This is a genomic window from Pseudomonas cavernae (assembly GCF_003595175.1).
Classification (GTDB): Bacteria; Pseudomonadota; Gammaproteobacteria; order Pseudomonadales; family Pseudomonadaceae; genus Aquipseudomonas; species Aquipseudomonas cavernae.
On the sequence record NZ_CP032419.1, the window covers coordinates 4,413,660 to 4,439,172 of the forward strand.

At 67.3% G+C, this 25,513-nt stretch carries 22 protein-coding genes and 1 riboswitch; of the genes, 6 read left to right on the forward strand and 16 right to left on the reverse strand.

Features of this window, described 5'->3' with window-relative positions; genetic code table 11:
• Window positions 1–96 precede the first annotated feature (96 nt).
• The 8 genes from parC to D3880_RS20110 form a co-directional block, all read right to left on the reverse strand.
• Entirely contained in the window at window positions 97–2,355 is a 2,259-nt protein-coding gene (gene parC / locus D3880_RS20075; RefSeq protein WP_119895181.1) for a DNA topoisomerase IV subunit A, read from the reverse strand.
• Window positions 2,356–2,377: 22 nt separating this feature from the next.
• Window positions 2,378–2,863, reverse strand: a complete 486-nt coding sequence (locus D3880_RS20080; RefSeq protein ID WP_420800885.1) for a retropepsin-like aspartic protease family protein — start codon at window positions 2,861–2,863, stop codon at window positions 2,378–2,380.
• Between the two features lie 35 nt (window positions 2,864–2,898).
• Window positions 2,899–3,882: an esterase-like activity of phytase family protein gene (locus D3880_RS20085; RefSeq protein WP_119895183.1), complete on the reverse strand. Its 984-nt coding sequence runs from the start codon at window positions 3,880–3,882 to the stop codon at window positions 2,899–2,901.
• Complete coding sequence (gene parE, locus D3880_RS20090) at window positions 3,879–5,768, reverse strand: DNA topoisomerase IV subunit B (protein WP_119895184.1); 1,890 nt, start codon at window positions 5,766–5,768, stop codon at window positions 3,879–3,881. Before parE ends, D3880_RS20085 begins: the two co-directional genes overlap by 4 nt.
• A gap of 14 nt (window positions 5,769–5,782) precedes the next feature.
• Window positions 5,783–6,388: a YqiA/YcfP family alpha/beta fold hydrolase gene (locus D3880_RS20095; protein ID WP_119895185.1), complete on the reverse strand. Its 606-nt coding sequence runs from the start codon at window positions 6,386–6,388 to the stop codon at window positions 5,783–5,785.
• Between the two features lie 66 nt (window positions 6,389–6,454).
• Window positions 6,455–7,270 (reverse strand): 3',5'-cyclic-AMP phosphodiesterase, encoded by an 816-nt coding sequence (gene cpdA / locus D3880_RS20100; RefSeq protein ID WP_119895186.1) that lies wholly within the window; start codon window positions 7,268–7,270, stop codon window positions 6,455–6,457.
• A gap of 235 nt (window positions 7,271–7,505) precedes the next feature.
• Window positions 7,506–7,958, reverse strand: coding sequence for a DUF1249 domain-containing protein (locus D3880_RS20105; protein WP_119895187.1), 453 nt, complete (start codon window positions 7,956–7,958; stop codon window positions 7,506–7,508).
• Window positions 7,949–8,566: an NUDIX domain-containing protein gene (locus tag D3880_RS20110; RefSeq protein WP_119895188.1), complete on the reverse strand. Its 618-nt coding sequence runs from the start codon at window positions 8,564–8,566 to the stop codon at window positions 7,949–7,951. The genes D3880_RS20105 and D3880_RS20110 overlap by 10 nt, the downstream gene beginning before the upstream one ends.
• A gap of 207 nt (window positions 8,567–8,773) precedes the next feature.
• Between D3880_RS20110 and D3880_RS20115 the strand changes: the two genes are divergently transcribed.
• A complete protein-coding gene (locus tag D3880_RS20115; protein WP_119895189.1) occupies window positions 8,774–9,520 on the forward strand; it encodes an RsiV family protein in 747 nt (248 codons plus the stop codon).
• 78 nt (window positions 9,521–9,598) lie between these two features.
• Here D3880_RS20115 and cytX read toward each other — a convergent pair whose 3' ends face one another.
• Entirely contained in the window at window positions 9,599–10,894 is a 1,296-nt protein-coding gene (gene cytX, locus D3880_RS20120; RefSeq protein WP_119895190.1) for a putative hydroxymethylpyrimidine transporter CytX, read from the reverse strand.
• Between the two features lie 159 nt (window positions 10,895–11,053).
• A complete protein-coding gene (gene thiC, locus D3880_RS20125; protein WP_119895191.1) occupies window positions 11,054–12,952 on the reverse strand; it encodes a phosphomethylpyrimidine synthase ThiC in 1,899 nt (632 codons plus the stop codon).
• Between the two features lie 103 nt (window positions 12,953–13,055).
• A riboswitch (TPP riboswitch) is annotated at window positions 13,056–13,162 on the reverse strand.
• Window positions 13,163–13,382: 220 nt separating this feature from the next.
• Between thiC and D3880_RS20130 the strand changes: the two genes are divergently transcribed.
• Complete coding sequence (locus tag D3880_RS20130) at window positions 13,383–14,828, forward strand: TolC family outer membrane protein (RefSeq protein ID WP_119895192.1); 1,446 nt, start codon at window positions 13,383–13,385, stop codon at window positions 14,826–14,828.
• 51 nt (window positions 14,829–14,879) lie between these two features.
• On the opposite strand, the gene waaA is transcribed toward D3880_RS20130, so the two are convergent.
• Both waaA and D3880_RS20140 read right to left on the reverse strand, forming a co-directional pair.
• Entirely contained in the window at window positions 14,880–16,166 is a 1,287-nt protein-coding gene (gene waaA, locus D3880_RS20135; RefSeq protein ID WP_119895193.1) for a lipid IV(A) 3-deoxy-D-manno-octulosonic acid transferase, read from the reverse strand.
• Window positions 16,167–16,199: 33 nt separating this feature from the next.
• Complete coding sequence (locus D3880_RS20140; RefSeq protein ID WP_119895194.1) at window positions 16,200–17,084, reverse strand: LysR family transcriptional regulator; 885 nt, start codon at window positions 17,082–17,084, stop codon at window positions 16,200–16,202.
• An 87-nt stretch (window positions 17,085–17,171) separates the two neighbouring features.
• Here D3880_RS20140 and D3880_RS20145 point away from each other — a divergent pair, with 87 nt between their 5' ends.
• The 4 genes from D3880_RS20145 to D3880_RS20160 all read left to right on the forward strand — a co-directional run bounded on the left by D3880_RS20145 (window position 17,172) and on the right by D3880_RS20160 (window position 20,553).
• Window positions 17,172–17,504 (forward strand): SMR family transporter, encoded by a 333-nt coding sequence (locus tag D3880_RS20145; RefSeq protein WP_119895195.1) that lies wholly within the window; start codon window positions 17,172–17,174, stop codon window positions 17,502–17,504.
• A 78-nt stretch (window positions 17,505–17,582) separates the two neighbouring features.
• On the forward strand, window positions 17,583–18,758 hold the full coding sequence (locus D3880_RS20150) for an FAD-dependent oxidoreductase (protein ID WP_119895196.1): 1,176 nt from the start codon (window positions 17,583–17,585) through the stop codon (window positions 18,756–18,758).
• The gene (locus tag D3880_RS20155; protein WP_162935024.1) at window positions 18,755–19,570 is read left to right on the forward strand and encodes an aldo/keto reductase; all 816 of its coding nucleotides are present in this window, start codon (window positions 18,755–18,757) and stop codon (window positions 19,568–19,570) included. The genes D3880_RS20150 and D3880_RS20155 overlap by 4 nt, the downstream gene beginning before the upstream one ends.
• A 59-nt stretch (window positions 19,571–19,629) precedes the next feature.
• Window positions 19,630–20,553 carry a metal ABC transporter ATPase gene (locus tag D3880_RS20160; RefSeq protein ID WP_119895198.1) on the forward strand — a complete coding sequence of 308 codons (924 nt, stop codon included), beginning with the start codon at window positions 19,630–19,632 and terminating at the stop codon, window positions 20,551–20,553.
• Between the two features lie 134 nt (window positions 20,554–20,687).
• Here the strand turns inward: D3880_RS20160 and D3880_RS20165 are convergent, their stop codons facing one another.
• From D3880_RS20165 to hldE, 4 genes are all read right to left on the reverse strand, one after another.
• Window positions 20,688–21,896 carry an acyl-CoA dehydrogenase family protein gene (locus tag D3880_RS20165; protein WP_119895199.1) on the reverse strand — a complete coding sequence of 403 codons (1,209 nt, stop codon included), beginning with the start codon at window positions 21,894–21,896 and terminating at the stop codon, window positions 20,688–20,690.
• 130 nt (window positions 21,897–22,026) lie between these two features.
• Window positions 22,027–23,316 (reverse strand): acyl-CoA dehydrogenase family protein, encoded by a 1,290-nt coding sequence (locus D3880_RS20170; protein ID WP_119895200.1) that lies wholly within the window; start codon window positions 23,314–23,316, stop codon window positions 22,027–22,029.
• A gap of 110 nt (window positions 23,317–23,426) precedes the next feature.
• Complete coding sequence (locus D3880_RS20175; RefSeq protein WP_162935025.1) at window positions 23,427–24,074, reverse strand: acyltransferase; 648 nt, start codon at window positions 24,072–24,074, stop codon at window positions 23,427–23,429.
• A 7-nt stretch (window positions 24,075–24,081) separates the two neighbouring features.
• Complete coding sequence (gene hldE / locus D3880_RS20180) at window positions 24,082–25,506, reverse strand: bifunctional D-glycero-beta-D-manno-heptose-7-phosphate kinase/D-glycero-beta-D-manno-heptose 1-phosphate adenylyltransferase HldE (protein ID WP_119895202.1); 1,425 nt, start codon at window positions 25,504–25,506, stop codon at window positions 24,082–24,084.
• Window positions 25,507–25,513 lie beyond the last annotated feature (7 nt).

The window sequence follows — 25,513 nt, forward strand, 5'->3', positions numbered from 1 at the left end:
AAACAGGCGCCAAGCTGGCGCGTCTTGCCGGGGGTGTATCATCCGTGAATCTGCCGCGCGACTCCAGCCCGACCGCGCAACGGCGCCCCACCGGCCTCAGCCGGCGATCTCCACCAGCAGGCCATCAACCCGCTGGAAGCCGCGCGGCAGCTTGTTGCCACGCCGGCCGCGCTCGCCCTTGTAATGTTCCAGATCGTCGGCCTTGAGCGACAAGGTGCGCTTGCCGGCCTGCAGCACCAGGGTGGCGCCTGCCGGCAAAACCGCCAGATCGCTGAGATATTCCTCGCGGCTGGCGACCCGCTCGCCGGGAATGCCGATGATCTTGTTGCCTTTGCCCTTGCCCAGCTGCGGCAGATCGCGCACCGGAAACAGCAGCAGGCGGCCTTCGGTGGTCACCGCCGCCAGCCAGTCCTCTTCGCGATTCTGCAACGGCCGCGGCGCCACCACTTTGGCACCGTTCGGCAGACTCAACAACGCCTTGCCGGCCTTGTTTTTCGCCTGCAGGTCCTCACCCTTGACCACGAAGCCATAGCCGGCGTCCGAGGCGATCACATACAGCGCGTCGTCGTCCGGCAGCAGCACGCATTCGAAGCCGGCGCCCGGCGGCGGAGTCAGACGACCGGTCAGCGGTTCGCCCTGGCCACGCGCCGAGGGCAGCGAATGCGCGGCCAGCGAATAGCTTCTGCCTGTCGAGTCGATAAACACCGCGTACTGGTTCGAGCGCCCCGGCGCGGCGGTCTTGAAGGCGTCGCCGGCCTTGTACGACAGGCCGCCGGCGTCGATCTCATGGCCCTTGGCGCAACGCACCCAGCCCTTCTCGGAGAGCACCACGGTGACCGGCTCGGTCGGCAGCAGCTCGGTTTCCGACAGCGCGCGGGCCTCGCTGCGGGCGACAATCGGCGAGCGGCGATTGTCGCCGTACTTCTCGGCATCGTCGAGGATCTCCTGGCGCACCAGCTTCTTCAGCTTGGCCTCGCTGCCGAGCAGGCTCAGCAGCTTGGCGCGCTCCTTGGCCAGTTCATCCTGCTCGCCGCGGATCTTCATCTCCTCCAGGCGCGCCAATTGGCGCAGGCGGGTGTCGAGGATATAGTCGGCCTGGATGTCGGTGAGGCCGAAGCGCGCCATCAGCACCGGCTTGGGCTGATCCTCGGTGCGGATGATGTGAATCACTTCGTCGAGGTTGAGGAAGGCGACCAGCAGGCCTTCCAACAGATGCAGGCGCTTCTCGACCTTGTCCAGACGGAACTGCAGACGCCGGCGCACGGTGCCGACGCGATACACCAGCCACTCGCTGAGCAGGGTGCGCAGGTCCTTGACCTGCGGCTTGCCGTCGAGGCCGATGACGTTGGTGTTGACCCGGTAGCTGGACTCCAGATCGGTGGTGGCGAACAGGTGCTGCATCAGTTCGTCGGCGTCGACGCGGTTGGAGCGCGGGATGATGACGATGCGGCAGGGGTTCTCGTGGTCCGACTCGTCGCGCAGGTCGGCGACCATCGGCAGCTTCTTCGCCTGCATCTGCGCGGCGATCTGCTCCAGCACTTTGGCCCCGGAGACCTGATGCGGCAACGCGGTGACCACCACGTCGCCGTCCTCGACGCGATACACGGCGCGCATGCGTACCGAACCGCGACCGGTTTCGTAGATCTTCAGCAGGTCGGCGCGCGGGGTGATGACTTCCGCCTCGGTGGGGAAATCCGGGCCCTGGATGTGTTCGCACAGCTGCGCCACCGTGGCCTGCGGCTCGTCGAGCAGGCGCACGCAGGCGGCGGCGACTTCGCGCAGATTGTGCGGCGGCACGTCGGTGGCCATGCCCACGGCGATGCCGGTGGTGCCGTTGAGCAAGAGGTTGGGCAGGCGTGCCGGCAGGGTCGCCGGCTCGTCGAGGGTGCCGTCGAAGTTCGGCACCCAGTCCACGGTGCCCTGGCCCAGCTCGCTGAGCAGCACCTCGGAGTAGCGCGACAGCCGCGCCTCGGTGTAACGCATGGCGGCGAATGACTTCGGATCGTCCGGCGCGCCCCAGTTGCCCTGGCCGTCGACCAGGGTGTAGCGGTAGCTGAACGGCTGGGCCATCAGCACCATGGCCTCGTAGCAGGCGCTGTCGCCGTGCGGGTGAAACTTGCCGAGCACGTCGCCGACGGTACGCGCCGACTTCTTGTGCTTGGAATCGGCGTCCAGGCCCAGCTCGCTCATGGCGTAAACGATGCGCCGCTGCACCGGCTTGAGGCCGTCGCCGATATGCGGCAGGGCGCGGTCCATGATCACGTACATGGAATAGTTGAGGTAAGCCTGCTCGGTGAAATCGGCGAGGGAGCGACGCTCCACGCCTTCCAGGCTCAGATCGAGGGATTCGCTCATGCGGGCCTCATTGCCAAAGGGGTCATTGCGAAGTGGACTGGCGCAACAGCAGGGTGCCGTTGCGCTGGGTGAATTCGAGTTGTTTCAGCGCGCTCATGCCGAGCAGCACCTCATCGCCATCCATATTCGGCACGATCAGCGCCGCCACGTCGTGCAGCTGGATGTCGCCGAGTCGCAGCTGGGCCAAATGCGTGCGCCAGCCGGTGGCGCGGCCATTGGCGGTGCTGACGGTGATCGGCGCGCCACGCTCGAGCTGCAGGCGCTCGGCCAGCGCGCTGGGGATCGCCACCTGGGTCGCGCCGGTGTCGAGCAGGAAGGTCACCGCCTGCCGGTTGATCTGGCCGTCCAGCAGGTAATGGCCCTGGCGACTGCTGAGCAGGCGCACCTCGACATAGCCGTCGCCGTGTACCGACTCCGGCACCTGATTGGGATTGCGCTGGCGCGCCTCCCAGCTGCCGAAAAAATGGGTGGCGAGCAGCAGCGCGGCGCCCCAGGCGAGGATCAGCATCACCCGCCCGGCGCGTCGGCCGACGTGCTGCTCGCTCACTTGCCCGCGCTCCAGCCGCCGGCCGGTGCGGCGAAGCGCCAGACCAGCGGCCGCGCCTCGCCGTCGTTGCGCCGCTGGCTGCCGTTATCCAGGCCGATCCAGGCGCCCTCGGCATCCAGCGCGAGGCCTTCGGCCATACCGAACGTCTGCGGGCCGTAGCGGCGCGACTCACTCAGCGCCGCGGCGGCGAACGACCAACAGCGTTCGACCGCGCCGTCGCTCAGACTGCGCCGGCAAAGGCGATAAGCCTGACGCTCGAGGCTGAACAGCTTGCCATCGAAAAAGGCCAGGTCGGAGAAGTCGCGCGGCTGCGGCGCAACCTCCAATTGCGCGGGCGCCGGCTCGTCGCCGGCCTCGCGCAGCAGTACGCAGCCGCCGGCACAGCGCCAGGTCGATTGTGGCTTGTGCAGCGCCAGCAGCCCGCGCTGCTGGCGCTCGGCGGCCAGCCACAGGCGCGCGCCCTGCGGGTCGACGGCGACGCCCTCGAGCAGCGCGTTGAAATGCAGCAGCAGGCCGCTGGCGCGCGCCTGGCGGACCAGATTGGCCGGCAGCGCCAGCCATTCGGGATTGCCGACCGGCGGCAGTTTGAGCACCGCGGCATGCGCCTCGCTGACCAGATAACGGTTGCCGGCGGCATCGCAGGACAGCCCTTCGAAATCCAGCTCGCCGCCGCGCACCTGACTGACCAGCCAGATGCGCATGCGCACGCCCCAAGGCAGGCCGCTAGTCGGCACCGGCGGTACCTGGAACAGCTCCACCTCGGTCTGCAGCCGGCCGTCAGCCGAGGTCAGCCGGTACAGGCGGTCGTCCTCGCGGTCGGACACCGCCCACAGCCCGGCGCCGCACGCGGCCAGACCGGAGAGGTTGCCGGCGGGCAGGCCGTCGAGCGCATATTCGGCCTGCAACTGCAGCTCCTCCTGCGCCTGCCCCAGCACGGGCAAGGCGATCAGCAGCAGCGCGGTCAGGAGCCGACGGGTCAAACCAGGACCTCGGCCAGGTTGCCCTTGGATTCCAGCCAGGCCTTGCGGTCGCCGGCACGCTTCTTCGCCAGCAGCATGTCCATCAGCTCCTCGGTCTGCTGGAAATCGTCCAGGCCGAGCTGCACCAGGCGGCGGGTATTCGGGTCCATGGTGGTCTCGCGCAGCTGCGGCGGGTTCATCTCGCCGAGGCCCTTGAAGCGGGTGACCTGCGGCTTGCCGCGGCGTTTCTCGGCGACCAGGCGATCGAGGATGCCGTCGCGCTCGGCGTCGTCCAGGGCGTAGAAGATTTCCTTGCCGAGGTCGATGCGGTACAGCGGCGGCATGGCGACGTAGACGTGGCCGGCATCCACCAGCGGGCGGAAGTGGCGAACGAACAGGGCGCAGATCAGCGTGGCGATGTGCAGGCCGTCGGAATCGGCGTCGGCGAGGATGCAGACCTTGCCGTAGCGCAGCTCGCCGAGGTCCGCCGAACCGGGGTCGACGCCGATGGCCACGGCGATGTTGTGCACTTCCTGGCTGGCCAGCACTTCGCCGCCGTCGACTTCCCAGGTGTTGAGGATCTTGCCGCGCAGCGGCAGAATCGCCTGGAATTCCTTGTCGCGCGCCTGCTTGGCCGAGCCGCCGGCGGAGTCACCTTCGACCAGGAACAGTTCGGAGCGCATCGGGTCCTGGCCCGCGCAGTCGGCCAGCTTGCCGGGCAGTGCCGGGCCTTGGGTGATCTTCTTGCGCTCGACCTTCTTGCTCGCCTTGAGGCGGCGCCCGGCGTTGCTGATGGCCAGCTCGGCCAGGGCCAGGCCGGTTTCCGGGTGAGCGTTGAGCCACAGGCTGAAGGCGTCTTTTACGACTCCCGATACGAAGGCGGCGGCTTCGCGCGAGGACAGGCGCTCCTTGGTCTGTCCGGAGAACTGCGCTTCCTGCATCTTCATCGAGAGGACGAAGGCGATGCGCTCCCAGACGTCTTCCGGGGCCAGCTTGACCCCGCGCGGCAGCAGGTTGCGGAACTCGCAGAACTCGCGCATGGCATCCAGCAAGCCTTGGCGCAGGCCGTTGACGTGGGTGCCGCCCTGGGCGGTGGGAATCAGGTTGACGTAGCTTTCCTGCAGGCTGTCGCCGCCCTCCGGCAGCCACAGCAGCGCCCAGTCCACCGCTTCCTTATTGCCGGCCAGGCTACCGCAGAACGGTTCGTCGGGCAGGCGGGTGAATTCGCTGACCGCGTCCACCAGGTAGGAGCGCAGACCGTCCTCGTAGAACCATTCGACCTTCTCGCCGCTGACCTTGTCCTCGAAGCTGACCGCCAGGCCCGGACAGAGCACGGCCTTGGCTTTCAACACATGCTTGAGGCGGCTCAAGGAGAACTTCGGCGAATCGAAGTACTTGGCGTCCGGCCAGAAGCGCACGCTGGTGCCGGTATTGCGCTTGCCGACGCTGCCGATCACTTCCAGATCGCTGGCCTTGAAGCCATCGGCGAAGGTCATGCGGTATTCGCTGCCGTCGCGCTTGACCCGCACGTCGACCTGGGTCGACAGGGCGTTGACCACCGAGATGCCGACGCCGTGCAGACCGCCGGAGAACTGGTAGTTCTTGTTGGAGAACTTGCCGCCGGCATGCAGCTTGGTGAGGATCAGCTCGACCCCGGGGATGCCCTCCTCCGGGTGGATGTCCACCGGCATGCCGCGGCCGTCGTCGAGCACCTCCAGCGAGTTGTCGGCGTGGAGGATCACCTGCACGCTCTTGGCGTGGCCGGCCAGCGCTTCGTCGACGCTGTTGTCGATCACTTCCTGGGCCAGGTGGTTGGGCCGCGTGGTGTCGGTGTACATGCCCGGACGCTTGCGCACCGGGTCGAGGCCGGAGAGGACTTCGATGGCGTCTGCGTTGTAAGTGGCCATAGCGCTCTGTTCAGTCAAAGGTCGGAAAAGTCGAGATCGTGCCACAGCGACGCCGGCACGCCGGCAAACGCCAGCAGCGCCGGCAGGTGGGCGGCAAAATTCTGGAAACCGTGATCGCCGCCGGCCTCGATGCGCAGCGCACAGGCGCGGTAGAAGGCCTGGGCGTGACGGTAGTCGAGGGTTTCGTCGGCGGTCTGCAGCCATACCTGATAACGCGCCGGGTCCTGCGGCGCCGGCACTTCCAGCGCGGCGAGGGCGGCGACGTGGTCTTCGGTCAGCTGCCAGGTCTCGCCCGTGTAGTGATTGGTCTGTGGGCCGAGGTGGCCGTCGAACAGCCGGTGCGGGTTGACCGCCGGATTGATCAGCAGCGCCTTGAGGCCGTGGCGCGCGGCCAGATGGGTGGCGTAGTAGCCGCCGAGGGAGCTGCCGATCAGTACCGGCCGGCCGAGTTCGGCGATGGCTTGCTCGAGCTGGGCGATGGCCTGGCGCGGGTGATGATGCAGCGCGGGCACCCGCAGCTGCTCGGCCAGCCCCAGGCGCTGCATCGCCGCGCTCAGCTGGCGGGCCTTGAGCGAGTCCGGCGAGCTGTTGAGACCGTGGATATAGAGGATGCTAGTCATGGAGCGGGAGGCTACAGGCTGCACGCGCCAGGCTGCAAGCTCAGGGCTTGCGGGCGGACTTGCGCGTCAATAACCCTTGACGCTGTAGTCGACTTCGAAGTCGATGCCGGTGACCCGCGACACCCCGGTCTCCAGGCGACCATCGGCATGCAGACGCAGCCAGCGATAGCCCGGCGCCTCGCCGCCGACCAGGAAATCCTCGCTGCCGGGGGCGAACTGCACGCAGGTGGAAGGCGAGGCCAGCAGGCGCACGCCGTTGCGCTGCCGATCGAACTCCTGGTGGACATGCCCCCAGAGCAGCGCGCGCACCTGCGGATGGCGATCGAGCACGGCGAATAGCGCCTCGGCGTTGCGCAGGCCGATCGGCTCCATCCAGGCGCAGCCGATGTCCAGCGGATGGTGATGGAAGCAGATCAGGTGGTGACGCTCCGGCGCGCTACTCAACGCCTCCTCCAGCAACTCCAGTTGCTGTGCGTCGAGATGGCCGAACACCGCACCGGGGACCGAGGTATCGAGCAGGACGATGCGCCAGGCGCCCAGGTCGACGATCGGCTCGAGCAAGTCGCTGCCGGCGCAGACGTCCTCCATGACCGGCATGTCGTCATGATTGCCGGCCAACCAGCGGGCCGGCGCGGGAATCACCGCAGTCAGCTGGCGAAAGCGAGTATAGGACTCGGCGCTGGCGTCCTGCGAGAGATCGCCAGTGGCCAGCACCAGATCGATACGCGGCTGCTCCTCGAGTACGCGAGCGATCACCTGCTGCAGGCTGTCCTGGGTATCCATTCCGAGCAGTCGGCCAGCCGTCTCGGCGAACAGGTGGCTGTCGGACAGCTGCACCAGCAGCACCGAAGAATCAGCAGCGGAAACAGGCGAGCTCGGCACGGCAACGGCTCCAGATCGGGGTAAGGGAATTATGGTGGCTGCGAGCCGGAGGGGTAAAGCCGGGTTGTAGACGCAGGTCACAGATAGCCATCGGCACTTGCGCAATTTTCTGCGCAGCCGGCTTAGTCCGTAGGTTGGGTTGAGGAGCGCAGCGACGAAGCCCAACAAGCGGACTCATTGAAGGCACGTGGCTGACCTGTGCCTCGTTCGTTGGGCTTCGCTGCGCTCAACCCAACTACAGCAACGGCTCCAGTTCGTGGCCACAGGCCAGGCAATGGCTCAGCCATTCGCCGAGGAACAGGTTGAGCTGGGTCTTCTCGTCCGGCTGGTGCATGGCCGCGTTCGGGTAGGGATAGATGCTGCGAAAGCGCCGGGCATTCTCGGCGCTGATCACCTCGGCCATGCGCGCATCGTGGTAGACCCGCACCTCCAGGCGCGGCACCGGCAGCCACGGCAGGCTGTGCTCCTGACACACCTGCAGGGTGGTGGTGTAGGGGCAGCTTTCCAGCACATCCAGGGCCAACACACCGAGCAGGTGCTCGCCCTGGCTCAGGGCCACGCGCCGCGAGCCAGGCTTGTCACGCATGGCCGGTAGCAGGCGCATCAGACGGGCGTAGTTGGCCTCGCAGGCGGCCTGCAATTCGATCAGGTCGACCCGGTAGCGATCGCGTAGCAGGGTTACACCCATAGCCCTCGTACCTCGGCGCGATTGAGCGCCAGCCATTGCAGGGCGATGATGCTCGCCGCATTGTTGATCCGCCCGTCCTTGACCGCCTGCAGCGCATCCTCCAGCGGCCAGACATGCACGCGGATGTCCTCGCCTTCCTCGGCCAAGCCATGCACGCCGCCGGCGCCCTGGCTGTCGCAGCGGCCAATATACAGATGAACGAACTCATCGCTGCCGCCCGGCGACGGGAAGTAGCCGGTGATCGGCCACAGCGCGCCGAGCTGCAAACCGGCCTCCTCCTCCGCCTCGCGATGGGCCACTTGCTCCGGCTCCTCGTCGGTATCGATCAGCCCGGCGACCAGTTCCAGCAACCAGGGATTGGCGGCCTTGTCCATCGCTCCGACGCGGAACTGCTCGATCAGCACCACAGCGTCGCGCTGCGGGTCGTAGGGCAGCACGCAGACCGCATCGTGGCGCACGAACAGCTCGCGACTGATCTGCGGCCCCATGCCGCCGGCGAACAGGCGATGGCGCAGGCGTAGGCGGTCGAGCCGATAGAAACCGCGGAAGCAGCTTTCGCGCTCGACGATTTCCACCGCCTCAGGGCCTGGTTTGAAAGTTTCGTTCATCGCTCCCCCGCATACTGGCGCACGCCTGTCGCACCTCTGGTTCTCGCCATCCTAACGCGCCATTTGGACCGGCGCAGCCCCTTTCAAGATCGTCAGCAGACTGCCAGCATAGAAGGCTGCGCCAGCCGTGCCCGACACCGAACTCCGTGGCGCGGCGGCAGTCGAAGGCCGTTAGCCACACCCCAGGCAAGACCCTCAAGGATGCCCATGCAGCTGCTGAAAACCACCCTGTTCGCCGCCCTGACCGTCAGTCTGATCGGCTGTCAGAGCCTGTTCCAACCCGCCAGCAACCAGCCCATCACCCCGCAGCGGATTGCCTGGGAACATACCCAGCCCGGTTGTCAGGCTGATGACTGCCCCCTGGTGAATATCGACACCCTCAAGTTCACCGACCAGCCGCAGCTCAATGCCCTGATCGAGCAGCGCCTGCTGGAGATGACCCTCGATTCGCCGGGCGATCCGCTGCCCGCTTCGCTGCAATCCTACGAACGCAACTTCCTCGCCGGCGCGCAACCTGGCTGGAGCAGCTATCTGCAGGCCAAGGTGCGTGAACAACACGATGGCTTGTTGATCCTCGAACTGTCCAGCTACCTGGCGACCGGCGGCGCCCACGGCATGCCGGGGCGGCGCTTGATCAATTATGACCGCAAACTGGAAAAAGCCCTGACCTTGCAGGACATGCTGCTGCCCGGCCAGGAAGACGCCTTCTGGAAGCTGGCGCAGCAAGCGCACCGCCGTTGGCTGGCCGCCGAGAAGCTCGATCAGGATGGCGAATACCAGCAGACCTGGCCGTTCCAGGAAACCGCCAACGTCGCCCTGAGCCGCGGCGCGGTGCTGCTGAAGTACGACGTCTACAGCATCGCGCCCTACTCCAGCGGCCACCCGGAACTGAAGATCCCCTACCCGCAGCTCAACGGCGTGCTCAAGCCGCAATACTTCCCTGGGCGGGGATAAGCTTTCGTAGGGTGGAAAACCGCGCAGCGTTTTCCACCGTCGCGAAGGTGGACGGGAAAAACGCCATCCAGCCTACCGCTAGCCCGCCACGCGGCTGATGGCGACCGTGCCGAACGCCCGCCCCAAGGCGAACTGCAACCCGCCGGCGAGCAGCAACGCCGGCAAGCTGGCGCCGATCTCTGGGGCGAAACGGCTGAGCAGGTGGTACAGCACCACGCCGCAACCCCAAGCCAGCAAGGTGTCCCAGCGCAGGGCCAGGCCAGGCGCCAGCTCGGCGCGCCGGCGGCGCAGGATAAAGTGGTCGACCAGCACCACGCCGAACAGCGGAGCGAACACCGAACCGATCAGCAGCAGGAAGTTCTGGTACTCGGCCAGCGGCGCCAGCGCGGCGATCGCGGTGCACAGCAGGCCGATGGCCAGGGCCAGCTGCTCGACCCTGAGCGGCAGCAGGATGCCGACCGAGACCGCCGCCGAATGGATGTCGGCGAAGGCCTTCTCCGACTCGTCGAGCAGGATCAGCAGCAGCGGGATGCCCAGCCCGGCGCCGCTCAGCGCCAGCAGCAGGGCATTGATCTCACCGCTCGCGGCAAACGCCAGGGTGTAGGCCACGCCCAGGCTCATCAGCCAGACGTTGCCGAGGAAGAAGCCGATGGCGGTGCCGGCGAACACGCCGCCGGCGCGCTTGCCGAAACGCGAATAGTCGGCGATCAGCGGCAGCCAGGACAGCGGCATGGCGATGGCGATGTCGAAGCCCAGGGCGAACGGCAGCGAGCCGTCGCCACGGCGCGCCCACAGCGCCGCCAGATCGGCCTTGGCCAGCAGGTTCCAGGTCAGCCAGACACAGGCAGCGAGCAGCAGCCAGATACCCCACTTGCGCAGCACGCGACGGACGAAGGCCAGTGGGCCGGTCACCGCCAGCAGGGTCGCCAGGGCGCCGAAGCACAGCGTCCACAACAACGGGCTGGTCCAGCCGCTCTCCGCACCGAAGGCCTTGCCGGCCAGCAGGCTGGCGGCGTCGCGCATGACGATGATCTCGAACGCGCCCCAGCCGACCAGTTGCAGCAGATTGAACAGCGCCGGCAAGGCCGCGCCACGCGAACCGAGGCTGAGCTTGAGCGCGGCCATCGACGCCAGCCCGGTGTCGCTGCCGATCACCGCCACAGCGCCGAGCAGCAGCACGCCGACCAGGGTGCCGAGCAGGATCGCCAGCAGCGCCCCGCTCATGCCCAGCCCCGGCGCCAGCAGCGCGCCGAGCTGCAGCACCATCAGGCCGATGCCGAGGGAGAACCACAGGGAGAACAGGTCACGGGCGCCGAACACGCGGCGCTCGGCGGGAACGGCGATGCCGGGGGCGTAGGGGCTGGGGGTGGTCACGTTGATATCCGCAAAAGTAGGTGGGTGTAGGTTGGGTTGAACGCAGTGAAGCCCAACGGTGCTGAGCCAGCGCGTAGGATGGGTCGAGCGCAGCGATACCCATCGGCATGGCCGACGGTGGGTTACGCCGCTACGCGGCTAACCCACCCTACGCGTTACTCACACCTGTTTATAGATCACCGAGCCCTCGTCCTTGAAGCGCTCGGCCTGCTGCTTGAAGCCCACCTCGATGGCCTTGCTCTCCTCCGACAGGCCGTGCTCCTTGGCGTAGTCGCGCACTTCCTGGGTGATCTTCATCGAGCAGAACTTCGGCCCACACATCGAGCAGAAGTGCGCGACCTTGGCCGAGTCCTTCGGCAACGTCTCGTCGTGATAGCTGCGTGCGGTGTCCGGGTCGAGGCCGAGGTTGAACTGGTCTTCCCAGCGGAACTCGAAGCGCGCCTTGGACAGGGCGTTGTCGCGGATCTGCGCCCCCGGGTGGCCCTTGGCGAGGTCGGCGGCATGCGCGGCGATCTTGTAGGTGATGATGCCGGTCTTGACGTCATCCTTGTTCGGCAGGCCGAGGTGCTCCTTGGGCGTCACGTAGCAGAGCATGGCGCAGCCGAACCAGCCGATCATCGCCGCGCCGATGCCGGAGGTGATGTGGTCGTAGCCCGGGGCGATGTCGGTGGTCAGCGGGCCGAGGGTGTAGAACGGCGCCTCGTCGCAGCACTCCAGCTGCTTGTCCATGTTCTCCTTGATCAGCTGCATCGGCACGTGGCCGGGGCCTTCGATCATGGTCTGCACGTCGTGCTTCCAGGCGATCTTGGTCAACTCGCCGAGGGTCTCCAGTTCACCGAACTGGGCGGCGTCGTTGGCGTCGGCGATCGAGCCCGGACGCAGGCCGTCGCCGAGCGAGAAGCTGACGTCGTAGGCCTGCATGATTTCGCAGATTTCCTCGAAGTTCGTGTAGAGGAAATTCTCCTTGTGGTGCGCCAGGCACCACTTGGCCATGATCGAACCGCCACGCGAGACGATGCCGGTGACGCGCTTGGCGGTCAACGGCACATAGCGCAGCAGCACGCCGGCGTGGATGGTGAAATAGTCCACGCCTTGCTCGGCCTGTTCGATCAAGGTGTCGCGGAACAACTCCCAGGTCAGGTCCTCGGCGACGCCGCCGACCTTCTCCAGCGCCTGATACACCGGCACCGTGCCGATCGGCACCGGCGAATTGCGGATGATCCACTCGCGGGTCTCGTGGATGTGCTTGCCCGTCGAGAGATCCATGACGGTATCGGAACCCCAGCGGATGCCCCAGGTCAGCTTGGCCACTTCTTCCTCGATGGAAGAACCCAGCGCCGAGTTGCCGATGTTGCCGTTGATCTTCACCAGGAAGTTGCGGCCGATGATCATCGGCTCCAGCTCCACGTGGTTGATGTTGGCCGGAATGATCGCGCGGCCGCGGGCGATTTCCTCGCGGACGAACTCGGCGGTGATTTCCTTGGGGATGCTGGCGCCGAAGCTCTGCCCGGCGTGCTGTTCTTTCAGCAGGCCGGCTTCACGGGCCTCGGCCAGCTTCATGTTCTCGCGGATGGCGACGTATTCCATCTCCGGGGTGATGATGCCCTTGCGCGCATAGTGCATCTGGCTGACGTTGTGCCCGGCCTTGGCCCGGCGCGGGTTGCGCACGTGGGCGAAGCGCATGGCGGTCAGCTCGGCGTCGTTCAGGCGGCGCTGGCCGAACTCGGAGCTCAGGCCCGGCAGCTTCTCGGTGTCGCCGCGGTCGTCGATCCAGGCCGAACGCACGTCGGCCAGGCCCTGGCGCACGTCGATGGTGACGCTCGGATCGGTGTAGGGGCCGGAAGTGTCATAGACGGTGACCGGGGCGTTGATCTCGCCACCGAAGGCGGTCGGCGTCACATCCAGGCTGATCTCGCGCATCGGCACGCGGATGTCCGGGCGCGACCCCTGGACATAGACCTTCTGCGAACGCGGGAAGGGCTGGATGGATTGCTGGTCGACCTGGGCGCTCTCGCTCAGGTTCTTGCCACTCGAATTCTTATGTTGTTCGGCACGCATCGGCTCGGCTCCTGGGAAAGTTGTCGGAGCGAACCTGAAGCACAGCGGGATGAAGGGCGTGGGGCGCACCAGGACTGGTGCCGAGAAGACTCGCCGGGGGAAGTGACGAGGACATCTTGTTCCCTACGCAGGCCTTAACCTGATCAGGTTCAACGGGATCCGGAACTTTCCGATCTCAGCCTCCAACTCGAGGCACCCCGACAAGAACGCGGCCAGCCTAACCCGTCATCCCGAGAAAACCAACCCGCCAGTCAAAAAAGCCTGACCCGCGCGTCCGAAAATGACGGCGCCGGTGCGCCGGCCGGCCGATTGTTCCCGTCAGGCAACATAGCTTGTCGCAAACTACACTCACGCCACTGTCGGCGCGCTTGACCCTCCAACCGGCGCCCCTTAGCCTTGCCCATCCCCCTAAATCAGTAGGACTGCCCCAATGCTGCGCAGACTTTCCCTGGCACTCGCCGTGGCCGCCGCATCCAATGGACTGGCCTGGGCAGAAAGCACGCCCCCGACCACCAAGACCGATCTGGTCAGCGTCTATCAGGAAGCCGTCAACAACAACGCCGACCTGGCCGCCGCCCGCGCCGACTACCAGGCCCGCAAGGAAGTGGTGCCGCAGGCCCGCTCCGGTCTGCTGCCGCAGCTCAATGCCGGCGCCGACCTCAACGACACCCGCACCGAGCTGGACTCGCCGGCGCTCAAGGCCGACCGCAGCGGCACCGTCTACCAGGCGACCCTGAGCCAGCCGATCTTCCGCGCCGATCGCTGGTTCCAGCTGCAGGCCGCCGAGGCCACCAACGAGCAGGCCGCGCTGCAACTCTCGGCCACCGAGCAGAACCTGATCCTGCAGAGCGCGCAAACCTACTTCGCCGTGCTGCGCGCCCAGGACACCCTGGCCTCGACCAAGGCCGAGGAAGCGGCGTTCAAGCGCCAACTCGATCAGGCCAACGAACGCTTCGATGTCGGCCTCTCGGACAAGACCGACGTGCTCGAGGCCCAGGCCGGTTACGACACCGCGCGGGCCAACCGCATCCTCGCCCAGCGCGCCGTGGACGACGCCTTCCAGGCCCTAACCACCCTGACCAACCGTGACTACAGTGCCGTCGAAGGCATCAAGCACAGCCTGCCGGTGCTGACCCCGACGCCGAACGACGCCAAGGCCTGGGTCGACACCGCCGCGCAGCAGAACCTCAACCTGCAGGCCAGCGACTACGCCGTCGACGCCGCCAAGGAAACCCTGCGCCAGCGCAAGGCCGGCCACGCGCCGACCCTCGATGCCGTGGCCCAGTACCAGAAGGGTGACAACGACAGCCTCGGCTTCAGCAACACCGGCACCGTGTCCGGCCAGCAGCCGATCAGCGGCGATGTCGAGCAGCGCAGCATCGGCCTGCAGCTGAACATCCCGATCTACAGCGGCGGCCTGACCAGTTCGCAGGTGCGCGAGGCCTACCAGCGCCTGAACCAGACCGAACAGCTGCGCGAGAGCCTGCGCCGCCAGGTGGTGCAGAACACCCGCGACCTGCACCGCGCGGTCAACACCGACGTCGAGACGGTACAGGCGCGCAAGCAGTCGATCATCTCCAACCAGAGCGCCCTGGAAGCCACCGAGATCGGCTACCAGGTCGGCACCCGCAACATCGTCGACGTGCTCGATGCCCAGCGCCAGCTGTACAGCTCGGTGCGCAACTACAACGACGCGCGCTACGACTACATTCTCGACAACCTGCGCCTCAAGCAGGCCGCCGGCACCCTCAGCCCCGCCGACCTGGAAGCCCTGGCGCAGTACCTCAAGGCCGACTACAACCCGGACAAGGACTTCCTGCCGCCGGACCTGTCGGCGGCCGCCGAAGCGCAGATGCGCGGCGACCGCAACTACTGAGTGACGGCCCATAAAAAGCCCCGCATCGGCGGGGCTTTTTTATGCGCCGGCTCAGGCCGGCACCAAGCGCTGCAAGCCGGCCAACAATTTCTCCAGCGCACCCTGGTTGGCCTGCAGCACCGCCAGCCCGGCGGCGCTCATCGCTTGCGCCATCTCGCGCTCAGTCCACAGCCGTTGCAACGCCTGCGCCAGCGTCATGGCGTCGGCGACTTCCAGCAGCGCGCCGGCCTCGCGCAGCTGGGTGGCGATCTCGAGGAAGTTGAACAGGTGCGGCCCGCTCAGCACCGGCTTGCCCAGCACCGCCGGCTCCAGCAGGTTATGGCCGCCATTGGCCACCAGACTGCCGCCGACGAAGGCCAGGTCGGCCAGGGCATAGAGGAACAGCAGCTCGCCCATGGTGTCACCGAGCAGCACCTGGGTGTCCGCCGTCACCAGCGCGCCACTGGAACGGCGCAGGGTGGCGAAGTTGTGCTGCCGGCACAGCTCGAACACGTCAGCGAAACGCTCCGGATGGCGCGGCACCAGGATCAGCAACGCGTCGGCCTGGCGTTCGAGCAGCTGGCGGTGGGCGGCGAGGATGATCTCGTCCTCGCCGGCATGGGTGCTGGCGGCGATCCACAGCGGCCGCTGGCTGGCACCCCACTGCTGGCGCAGGGCGGCGGCGCGCAGCGGCAGCTCGGGGTCGAGGTGCAGGTCGAACTTGATCGAGCCGGTGACCGTCACCGCTTCCGGGCGCGCGCCAAGCTGGCGGAAGCGCTCGGCCTCGGCCGCGGTCTGCACCGCCAGCCAGCTCATCTCCGCCAGCATCGGCCGGGTCAAGCCGGCGAACCGCGCATAGCCGCGCGCCGAACGCGCGGACAGGCGCGCGTTGGCCAGCACCACCGGAATGCCGCGGTGCGCGCACTGGTGGATATGGTTGGGCCACAGTTCGGTTTCCATGATCACCGCCAGTCGCGGCTGCACCCGCTCGAGGAAACGCGCGGCCGCCCAGGGCAGGTCATAGGGCAGGTAGCAATGCTGCACCCGGCCGCCGAACTGCGCGGCCGGGAACAGCGCGCGGATGCGCTCGGAGCCGGTCGGTGTCATGCAGGTGATGGTGATCGGCAGCTCGGGATGGCGCGCCAGCAATTCGCGGATCATCGGCGCGGCGGCGATGCTTTCGCCCACCGACACCGCATGCACCCAGATGCCGCCCGGCTTGAGCGGCGGCAGGCCGCAGGCGAAACGCTCGCCGATGCGCTGGGCATAGGCCGGAGCACGGCGTGCACGCAGGGCCAGGCGCACGCCGATCAGCGGCAGACCGAGATGGAACAGCAGGGTATAGAGGGTGCGATTCATGGGCGCGCAGCTTAACAGAGAGCCACCCGTCGATCAGCCGATGGCCTGCAGGTGTTCGGCGAAACAGCCGGCCAGCCAGTTCGCCGCCGGCCCCAGCGGCTCGTCGCGCCGGCACACCAGTTCGACCACCAGCGGCGGCGGGGTCCAGTCGCTGCGCAGTTCGACCAGCTGGCTGCGGTAGGTCGGGTACTGCACCACATGGCGCGGCAGCCAGGCCCAGCCGAGATTGCGCATCAGCAGTTCGGCCATGGCGTAGAAGCTGTCGGTGCGCCAGACCGCCGGGCTGATCTGCTCGCCGCCGGGGTAGTGGCTGTCCTGCGGCGCCATCAGCAGTTGCCGATGGCGCGCCAGCTCGCGCCGGTCGACAGGCCCCGCCGCGGCCAGCGGATGGCCGACGCCGCAGACGGTGACCATCTCGATGGCGCCCAGGCGCTGGCGTTCCAGGGCAGCGGGCATCTGTTCGTGGTGGAACAGCAGGCCGAGGTCGGCACGCCGTTCCAGCAGCTTGCGCGCCACCTCGCCCTGGGCGCCGCTGGCGAGCTGCACTTCCAGCAGCGGGAAGCGCCGCGCCAGCGCTTCCAAGCTATCGAGCACCGGCTGGTAGGGCATCGCCTCGTCCTGCGCCAGGCGCAGGCGCGCTTCCTCACCGCGCACCAGCCCCAGCGCCCGCCCCTCCAGGCGCTCGCACTGGCGCAACACCTCGCGCGCCTCCTCCAGCAGCGCCGCGCCCGCCGCGGTCAACCGGGGCTGGCGACCGCTGCTGCGCTCGAACAGGCGCACGCCGAGGTCGGCCTCCAGCAGGGCAATCGCACTGCTGACCGCCGATTGCACGCGGTTCAAGCGGCGGGCGGCGGCGGAAAACGACTGACCCTCGGCGACGCTGACGAACAAGCGGATTTGCTCCAGGCTCCACTGCATAACCCATCTCCAGTACAGATAGGCAATGACTTTATCCCATCAGCGAGAAGCCTAGAATCCCGCCTGTTTTCCATCGGAGGCTGGACCATGAGCGGCTATCTGTACCTGGGCATCGCGATCGCCGCCGAAGTGGTGGCCACCAGCTCGCTGAAGGCGGTCAAGGGCCTGAGCACGCCGCTGCCACTGCTGCTGCTGATCGTCGGCTATGCGCTGTCCTTCTGGATGCTGACCCTGGTGGTACGCAGCATTCCGGTAGGCATCGCCTATGCCATCTGGGCCGGGCTGGGCATCGTCCTGGTCAGCGTCGCCGCGCTGTTTCTCTACGAGCAGAAGCTCGACCTGCCGGCCGTGCTGGGCATGGGTCTGATCGTCAGCGGCGTGATCGTGATCCAACTGTTCTCCTCCAGCACCGGCCACTGATCCATTCGCCGCGGCTAAAGCCCGGTGCCGTCACGCGTTATACTGCCGACCGGTTTCCCCACGCAGGCAGCTCGCCCCATGTCCCAAGCCCTTTCCACTGACGTGCTGATCATCGGCGGCGGGATCGCCGGCCTCTGGCTGAACGCGCGCTTGCGCCGCCAGGGCTTCGCCACCCTGCTGGTGGAGAACGCCAGCCTCGGCGGCGGGCAGAGCGTGAAGTCGCAGGGGATCATCCACGGCGGCGCCAAGTACGCCCTGCACGGCGCGCTGAGCGGCTCAGCCGAGGCGATCGGCGACATGCCGCGGCGCTGGCGCGCGGCACTGGCTGGCAGCGGCGAGCTGGACCTGGCCGGCGTGCGCCTGCTGTCCGACGCCCATTACCTGTGGTCGCCGGGCACCCTGGCTGGCAACCTGACCAGTTTCTTCGCCAGCAAGGCCATGCGTACCCGCGTCGACCAGGTAAAGGGCGAGCAATTGCCGCCGGCACTGCAACATCCGCAATTCAAGGGCAAGGTCTACCGCCTCAACGAACTGGTGCTCGACGTGCCGAGCCTGATCGCCCGCCTGGCCGAACTGGCCGGCGACGGTCTGCTGGCCGCCGAATCTATCGAGCCGCTGCATGATAACGGCGAGCTGGCCGGGCTGCGCGTCGACGGTCGGGAAATCCGCGCCCAGCGCATCGTCCTGAGTGCCGGCGCCGGCAACGCGGCGCTACTGGCCGCCCTCGGCCTGCAGCAGCCGGCCCAACAACGCCGGCCGCTGCACATGGTCATGCTCAAGGCGCCGAGCCTCAAGCCGCTGTATGCCCACTGCCTGGGCGGCGGGCCGAAACCGCGGGTCACCGTCACCAGCCATCCGGCCAGCGACGGCCAGTGGGTCTGGTATCTCGGCGGCGATATCGCCGAAGCCGATGGCGTGGCCCGCGACGAAGCCGCGCAGATCGCCGCGGCGCAGAAGGAGCTCGGCGCCCTGCTGCCGTGGATCGACCTCGGCCAGGCGCGCTGGGCGACCCTGCGCGTCGACCGCGCCGAGCCGGCGCAATCCGGCCTGGTGCGCCCGGACAACGCCTTCGTCGCCGAACAGGGCCGCCTGCTGGTGGGCTGGCCGACCAAACTGGCGCTGGCTCCGGACTTCGCCGATCGCGTGCTGGCCAGCCTCGACCGCGCCGGCATCCAGCCCACCGCGCCAAGCGCGCTGCCGCCCTTGCCACGCCCCCCCGTGGCCCGCCCGGCATGGGAGGAACTACTGCCATGAAGACCCTGCACGACCTCCACCGCCCGTTGGGCAGCACCGGCCTGAGCGTCTCCCCGCTCGGTCTCGGCACGGTCAAACTCGGCCGCGATCAGGGGGTGAAGTACCCCAACGGCTTCAGCATCCCCGACGACTTCACCGCAGGCCAACTGCTGCAGTTGGCCCGCGAGCTGGGCATCAACCTGCTCGACACCGCGCCGGCTTACGGTCGCAGCGAGGAACGCCTCGGCCCGCTGTTGCGCGGCCAACGCCAGGACTGGGTGATCGTCAGCAAGGTTGGCGAGGAGTTCGACAACGGCCTGTCGCACTTCGACTTCTCCGCCGCCCACACCCGCCGCTCGGTGGAACGCAGCCTGCAGCGCCTGGAGACCGACTACCTCGACCTGCTGCTGGTGCATTCGGACGGCAACGACCTGGCGGTCCTCGAGCACAGCGAGGTCTACCCGACCCTCGCCGCGCTGAAGGCCGAAGGCAAGATCCGCGCTTTCGGCTTCTCCGGCAAGACCGTCGACGGCGGCCTGCTTGCCCTGCAAGACGGCGACTGCGCGATGGTCACCTACAACCTCAACGAACAGGCCGAGCGCCCGGTGCTCGATTACGCCGCCGCTCATCGCAAAGGCATCCTGATCAAGAAGGCCCTGGCCAGCGGCCATGCCTGTCTGGCCCCCGGCCAGGACCCGGTGCGCGCCAGCTTCGAGTTGATCTTCGCCCATCCCGGGGTGAGCAGCGCGATAGTCGGAACCATCAATCCGCTGCATCTCGCCCATAATGTCGCGACTGCCGCTACAGTGATTGAGGCGCTCGGGCACTCATAACGGAATTGCTTGCGGGCGGTGCCGTCATTCTTCCCCGGAATCGTCCAGCAGGAGCCGACATGCCGCGAACTCTCGCCCGCAAGGACCCCGGCAGCTTTCAGACGCTGCCGCTGTTCGTCGAAGCCAACGCCGAAGCGCTCAGTTATCAGAGCCTCGGCCGGCCGCTGAACTTCCCGCAGATGCTCAAGCGTCGCCAACCGGTGAGCGTGGCCGACAGCCAGCATTTCGCCGTGGAACTGGCCAACCTCGGCGTGTCGGTACGCCTGACCCTGAGCTGGCAGGGCCGCGACTATTGGGTCCTGGTACGCCAGCGCCGCGAGGACCGCGGCGATGTGGTGCTCAAGCTGATCTCCGGCTATGTGCCGGCCCACGAACTGAACCTGCCGCTGCTCACGGCGCTCCATGAGGTCGCCGAGGAATGCCTGCTGGAGACCCCGGAAGGCTGGCTCAGCGGCCGTTTCGGCGACACCTGGCTGCCGGCCCCCTACCACCCGGCGCTGCGCTACCGCGAGAACGCCCACTTTCGCCTCAGCCCGCTGTCCGGCTCGGCACGCCAGGTGCGCTGCGGCAACATGACCCTGCTGGAACGCCCGCGCGCCTATGTGCACCTGCCCACCGCCTCGCTGCAGCTGGTCTACGACCTGCATCTGGAGCTGCCGAAAGAAACCCGACACCTGAGCTTGCTGCACGTCGACGAGTGCCTGGAGCAGGGCCAGCTGGTCGCCCGCCTGGATCGCCGCCGCCCCGATCTGTACCTGATCCCGCTGGAGCAGGGCCGTCCGCGCGCCGAGTTGCTGAGTCTGAAGAACGGCCAGCTGAAAGCGGTCGGCACCCGTGGCCTGTGGCTGGCGGAAAGCTTCGCCGCCCAGGACGGCTGGCTGGTACGCGACGAACGCATCCGCTGGAAGGACTGGCTGGTACAGCAGAACCTCGCGCCAGGAAAAAAAAGCCCCGCGCGCGCAGGATTTAAACGCCTGGCCTAGCGGGCCAGGAAGCTGTTCCGCCTGGCGTAGGTTGGGTTGAGCGCAGCGAAGCCCAACGAGCGGGGCCGCGGGCAGCCACGGCAGCTGGGCAACCACCGCTTGTTGGGCTTCGCCGCTGCGCGCCTCAACCCAACCTACCGCAACTCGCTGGAGCTCTTGCCCAGCAGCCGGCGGGCGACGATCAGCAGCTGGATCTGCTGAGTACCCTCGAAGATGTCGAGGATCTTCGAGTCGCGCGCCCATTTTTCCAGCAGCTCGTCCTCGCCGTAGCCGAGCGCGCCGGCCAGTTCCACGCACTTCAGCGTCACCTCGTTGGCCACCCGCCCGGCCTTGGCCTTGGCGATCGACGCCTCCTTGGAGTTGGGTAGCTGGTTGTCGGCCATCCATGCCGCCTTCAGGGTCAGCAGACGCGCCGCCTCCCATTCGGCCTCCAGGCGGTAGAGCGTCGCCTCGGCATGGCTGACGGCCAGCAGCGGCTTGGCGTAGTCGAACGCACAGGCGCCCTTGAGCAGTTCACGGGTGCGCTCCAGCGCCGCCTTGGCCACGCCTATGGCCATGCCGGCGACCAGCGGGCGGGTGTTGTCGAAGGTCTCCATGACCCCGGCAAAGCCCTTCTGCACGTCGATTTCCGGGTTGCCGAGCAGGTTGGCCGCCGACACCCGGCAGTCGCTGAAACTGATCGAGGCGGTATCCGACGCCTTGACCCCGAGCTTCTTCTCCAGCCGCGTGACGCTCATGCCTGGCGTGCCGTGCTCGACCACAAAGGACTTGATCGCCGCACGGCCGAGGCTTTTGTCCAGCGTGGCCCAGACCACCACCGCATCGGCGCGCGCCCCGGACGTGACGAAGATCTTCTCGCCGTTGAGGAGGTAGTGGTCGCCGTCCTTGACCGCCGTGGTGCGGATCGCCGCCGAGTCGGAGCCGCAGGCCGGCTCGGTGATCGCCATCGCCGCCCAGGTGCCGCGAAAACGTTGCAGCTGTTCCTCGTTGGCCACCGCGGCGATCGCCGCATTGCCCAGGCCCTGGCGCGGCATGGCCAGGAGCAGGCCGACGTCGCCCCAGCACAGCTCGATCACCCCGAGCAGCGCGGCGAGGTTGCCGCCGTTCTTGATCCCCTCCTGCTGCTCCTTGGCGGCGCCACGCTTGCTCGCCGAGGTCGCGCCGACGGCATCCGGCGAACCGGCGTTCATGCCGTCGAGCAGGGCGGCGAGCAGGTCCAGCTCCTTCGGATAGGCATGTTCGGCCTTGTCGTACTTGCGCGACAGCGGGCGGAAATAGTGAGCCGCCACCTGCTGCGCCTGCTTGACCAGGCCGCTGAATTTCTTCGGGGTTTCCAGATTCATCGTTCCTCCTAAAGCGGATTTCAGGGGCAAGGCGGAAACGGGTGATAAAGCGCAGTTTACGAATGTAAATGAGCATTTTGAGCCCGCTTCCAACGCAGCCCGTGCAAGCGCAACAGCGATGAAACCGCTTTCACAACTGCAAGCCGCCGGCCATCAGGGCCACGGCGCGTAGATCGCGATACCAGCGCTCGGCCGGATGCTCCTGGGTGAAGCCGTGGCCACCGAGCAGCTGCACCGCGTCGGTGCCGATCTGCATGGCCTTCTCGGCGCACAACAGCTGTGCAAGGTAGGCCTCGCGATGGAACGGCAGCCCTTGCTCGGCGCGCGCGCAGGCGCGCCAGACCAGCAGACGCATGGCGTCCACCTCGATGCCGATGTCGGCGATGGTGAACGCCACGCCCTGGCGGTGACTGATCGGCTCGCCAAACGCTAGCCGCTCGTTGCAGTAGCCGACCACATAGTCCAGCGCCGCCTGCGCGGTGCCCACCGCCAGGGCGCACCAGGCCAGGGTGGCGTGGCCGAGGAAGCTCTGGTAGTCGAAATGCGCCGCGGCCAGACGCTGCTCGGCGGCGACCTTGACGCCCTTGAACCGGATTCGCGCGGTGCCGCCGGCCTTCAGGCCCATGGCCGGCTCGGCCTGGCGGCTGACGCCCTTGGCATCGGCGGCGACGACGAACAATGCAGGCCCCTCGGCGGTATGCGCGGCGACGATCAGCTGGCTGGCCTCCAGGCCACGCAGCACCAGGCATTTCTCGCCGTTCAGCAGGTAATGCCGGCCCTTGCGCACGGCCTGAGTCTTCAGCTTGAGCGGATCGAACAACGGCCTCGGCTCGTTGACCGCAATCGCCATCAGCGGCGCCGCATTCGCGGCCACGAAGGCCGGCAGCCAGCGCGCCTGCTGCTCGGGCGAGCTCCAGCGGCGCAGGCAGTTGGCCGCCGACAGCGGCACCAACAGCGCTGCGGCCAGGGATAGATCGCCCGTCCCCAAGGCCTCGGCGATCAGTGCATTGCTGACCGTGGTGCGCGCGCCAGCCAGGCCGCCGTGCGCCTCGCCGACCCCATAGTGGCTCAGGCCCAGTGCCTGCGCCTGGTTGAGCAGCTCGGTGGGAACCGCCCCGCTGGCATCGGCGGCGTGCGCGGCCGGGCGCAGCACCTCGGCGGCGAAGCCTTCGAGCATCGCCACCAGCATCTGCTGCTCGTCATTCAGGGACAGATCGAACAGCCCATCCGCATCGACCGGGCGCGGCATGCGGGCCGTCTTCGCCACTCGCTCGGCGGCCAGGCGGAAACCGGCGCGGCTGCCGCTGTAGATGAGCTTCTCGAAGGGTTTGCGCAGCCTCAGGCGATCCGGCCAGTCGGCCTGGGCAATACGATTGAGCACGGCCAGGGCGTGGCCTCGTACATCGGCACTCATGGGCAACTCGCTCCACATGGGATGAAGATGCCCAGAGCATGCGCGCGACAGTCAGCAGCGGCTATGACCGCCCCGCCGCGGGAGACTGGCAGGTCAGCCAGTCCGTCAGCTCCGTCTCAAAGCAACGAGCGGTCCCAGCGAATCCCTTGTTTGACGATCCGTGCCGGTACCCCGGCGACCACGCAGTTGCCCACATCGAAGGCGCTGCTGACCACAGAGCAAGCTCCCACCACCGACTCGGGCTGCAGTACCGTGCCCTTGAGAACCTGGACATCACGGCCGATCCACACCCGATCGGCAATCCGCACATCACGAGAAGGATTGATGCGTGCACCCGTTTCCAGATCGAGGATCGAATGCTTGTCGCCAGTGCGGATGAGGATTTCGGTGGACAGCATGCAATCCCGCCCGATATCGATACTGGCCGCCTCATCGACCAGCAAATAGGCCCCCTCGACCGTGGTGTCCGCACCGATGCGGATATGCTGACCGCGGGTGTTGCGCAGATAGATCTTGCCGGAACCGAAGCGCACCCGCGGTCCGATCTCAATCAGGTTGTCCTCACCATCCAGACGGATCTCGCAGTGACTGAGCTCGCTGTCCTCGCCAACCAGCAGCCGGTTGTTACGCCCGCCCAGCTTGATGGTGATCTTCTTCATGCGCCGGCGGGCACTGAGGGGTAACTGCAAGGTGTTGCCCGGCGTGAGTCTTAAGCGGTTCTTGTAAACAAGGTTGCGCAGCAATAGAGACAGTCGTTGCAGCATGGCGCCCTCAGGAGCGATCCAAGATTTTATTGACGATGGCCGTGGTCGAACTGTTCTCCACCAGGCCCAGCACTTTCACCGTGCCGCCATAGGATCTGACCAGTTCGGCGCCAACCACCTGGTCGATGCCGTAGTCGCCGCCCTTGACCAGTACATCCGGCTTGACCTGGGCCAGCAGGTCCTCGGGGGTGTCCTCGCTGAAGCTCACCACCCAGTCCACCGCCTCCAGGCCGGCGAGCACGGCCATGCGCCGATCCACCGAGTTGATCGGCCGGCCCGGGCCCTTGAGGCGGCTGACCGAGGCATCGTCGTTGACCGCCAGAACCAGGCGGTCGCCCTGGGCGCGGGCCTGCTCCAGATAGGTGACATGTCCGGCATGCAGGATATCGAAGCAGCCGTTGGTGAAGACGATCTTCTCGCCATGGGCACGGGCGTCTTCGATGCTGGTCAGCAGTTGTTCGAGGCTGAGCACGCCGCGCTCCGAACCTTCCTCACGCTGCACCGCGCGGCGCAGCTCCGGCGCGCTGATCGCCGCGGTACCGAGCTTGCCGACCACGATGCCGGCGGCCAGGTTGGCCAGCGCCACCGCCTGTGGCAGCTCCTCGCCGGCGGCCAGGGCGGCGGCCAGGGTGGAGATCACCGTGTCGCCGGCGCCGGTGACGTCGAACACCTCGCGGGCCCGCGCCGGCAGGTGCAGGGCCGGCTGATCCGGACGCAGCAGGGTCATGCCATGCTCGCCGCGGGTCACCAGCAGCGCGCCAAGCTCCAGCTCGCGCATCAGCTGGGCGCCCTTGGCCACCAGTTCGCTCTCGTCGGCGCAGCCGCCGACTATGGTCTCGAATTCGTGCAGATTGGGCGTGATCAGGCTGGCGCCGCGGTAGATGCTGAAGTCCCTGCCCTTGGGATCGGCCAGCACCGGCACGCCACGGGCGCGAGCGATCTGGATCAGCGCCTGATGGTTCTTTAGCGCACCCTTGCCGTAGTCGGACAGCACCAGCACCTTGACCCCGCCCAGCAGCGCCTCGACGTCCTGCGCCAAGGCCGTCGCGTCGGTGGCGAACGGCTCTTCGAAGTCCATCCGCAGCAGTTGCTGATGGCGGCTCATGACCCGCAGCTTGACGATGGTCGGCTGCTGCGCCAGGCGCTGGAAACGGGTTTGCACCCCGGCGCCGGCCAGGCTGTCGGCCAGGCTGTCGGCGGCCTCGTCCTGGCCGGTCACACCGATCAGCGCCGCCGGCGCGCCGAGGGCGGCGATGTTCAGCGCCACGTTGGCGGCGCCGCCGGGGCGATCCTCGATCTGATCGACGCGCACCACCGGCACCGGCGCCTCCGGGGAAATCCGCGAGGTGCTGCCGTGCCAGTAACGATCGAGCATGACATCACCGACCACCAGCACGGGGGCCTGATCGAAACGGGGCATGGCTAACTTCATGGCAACT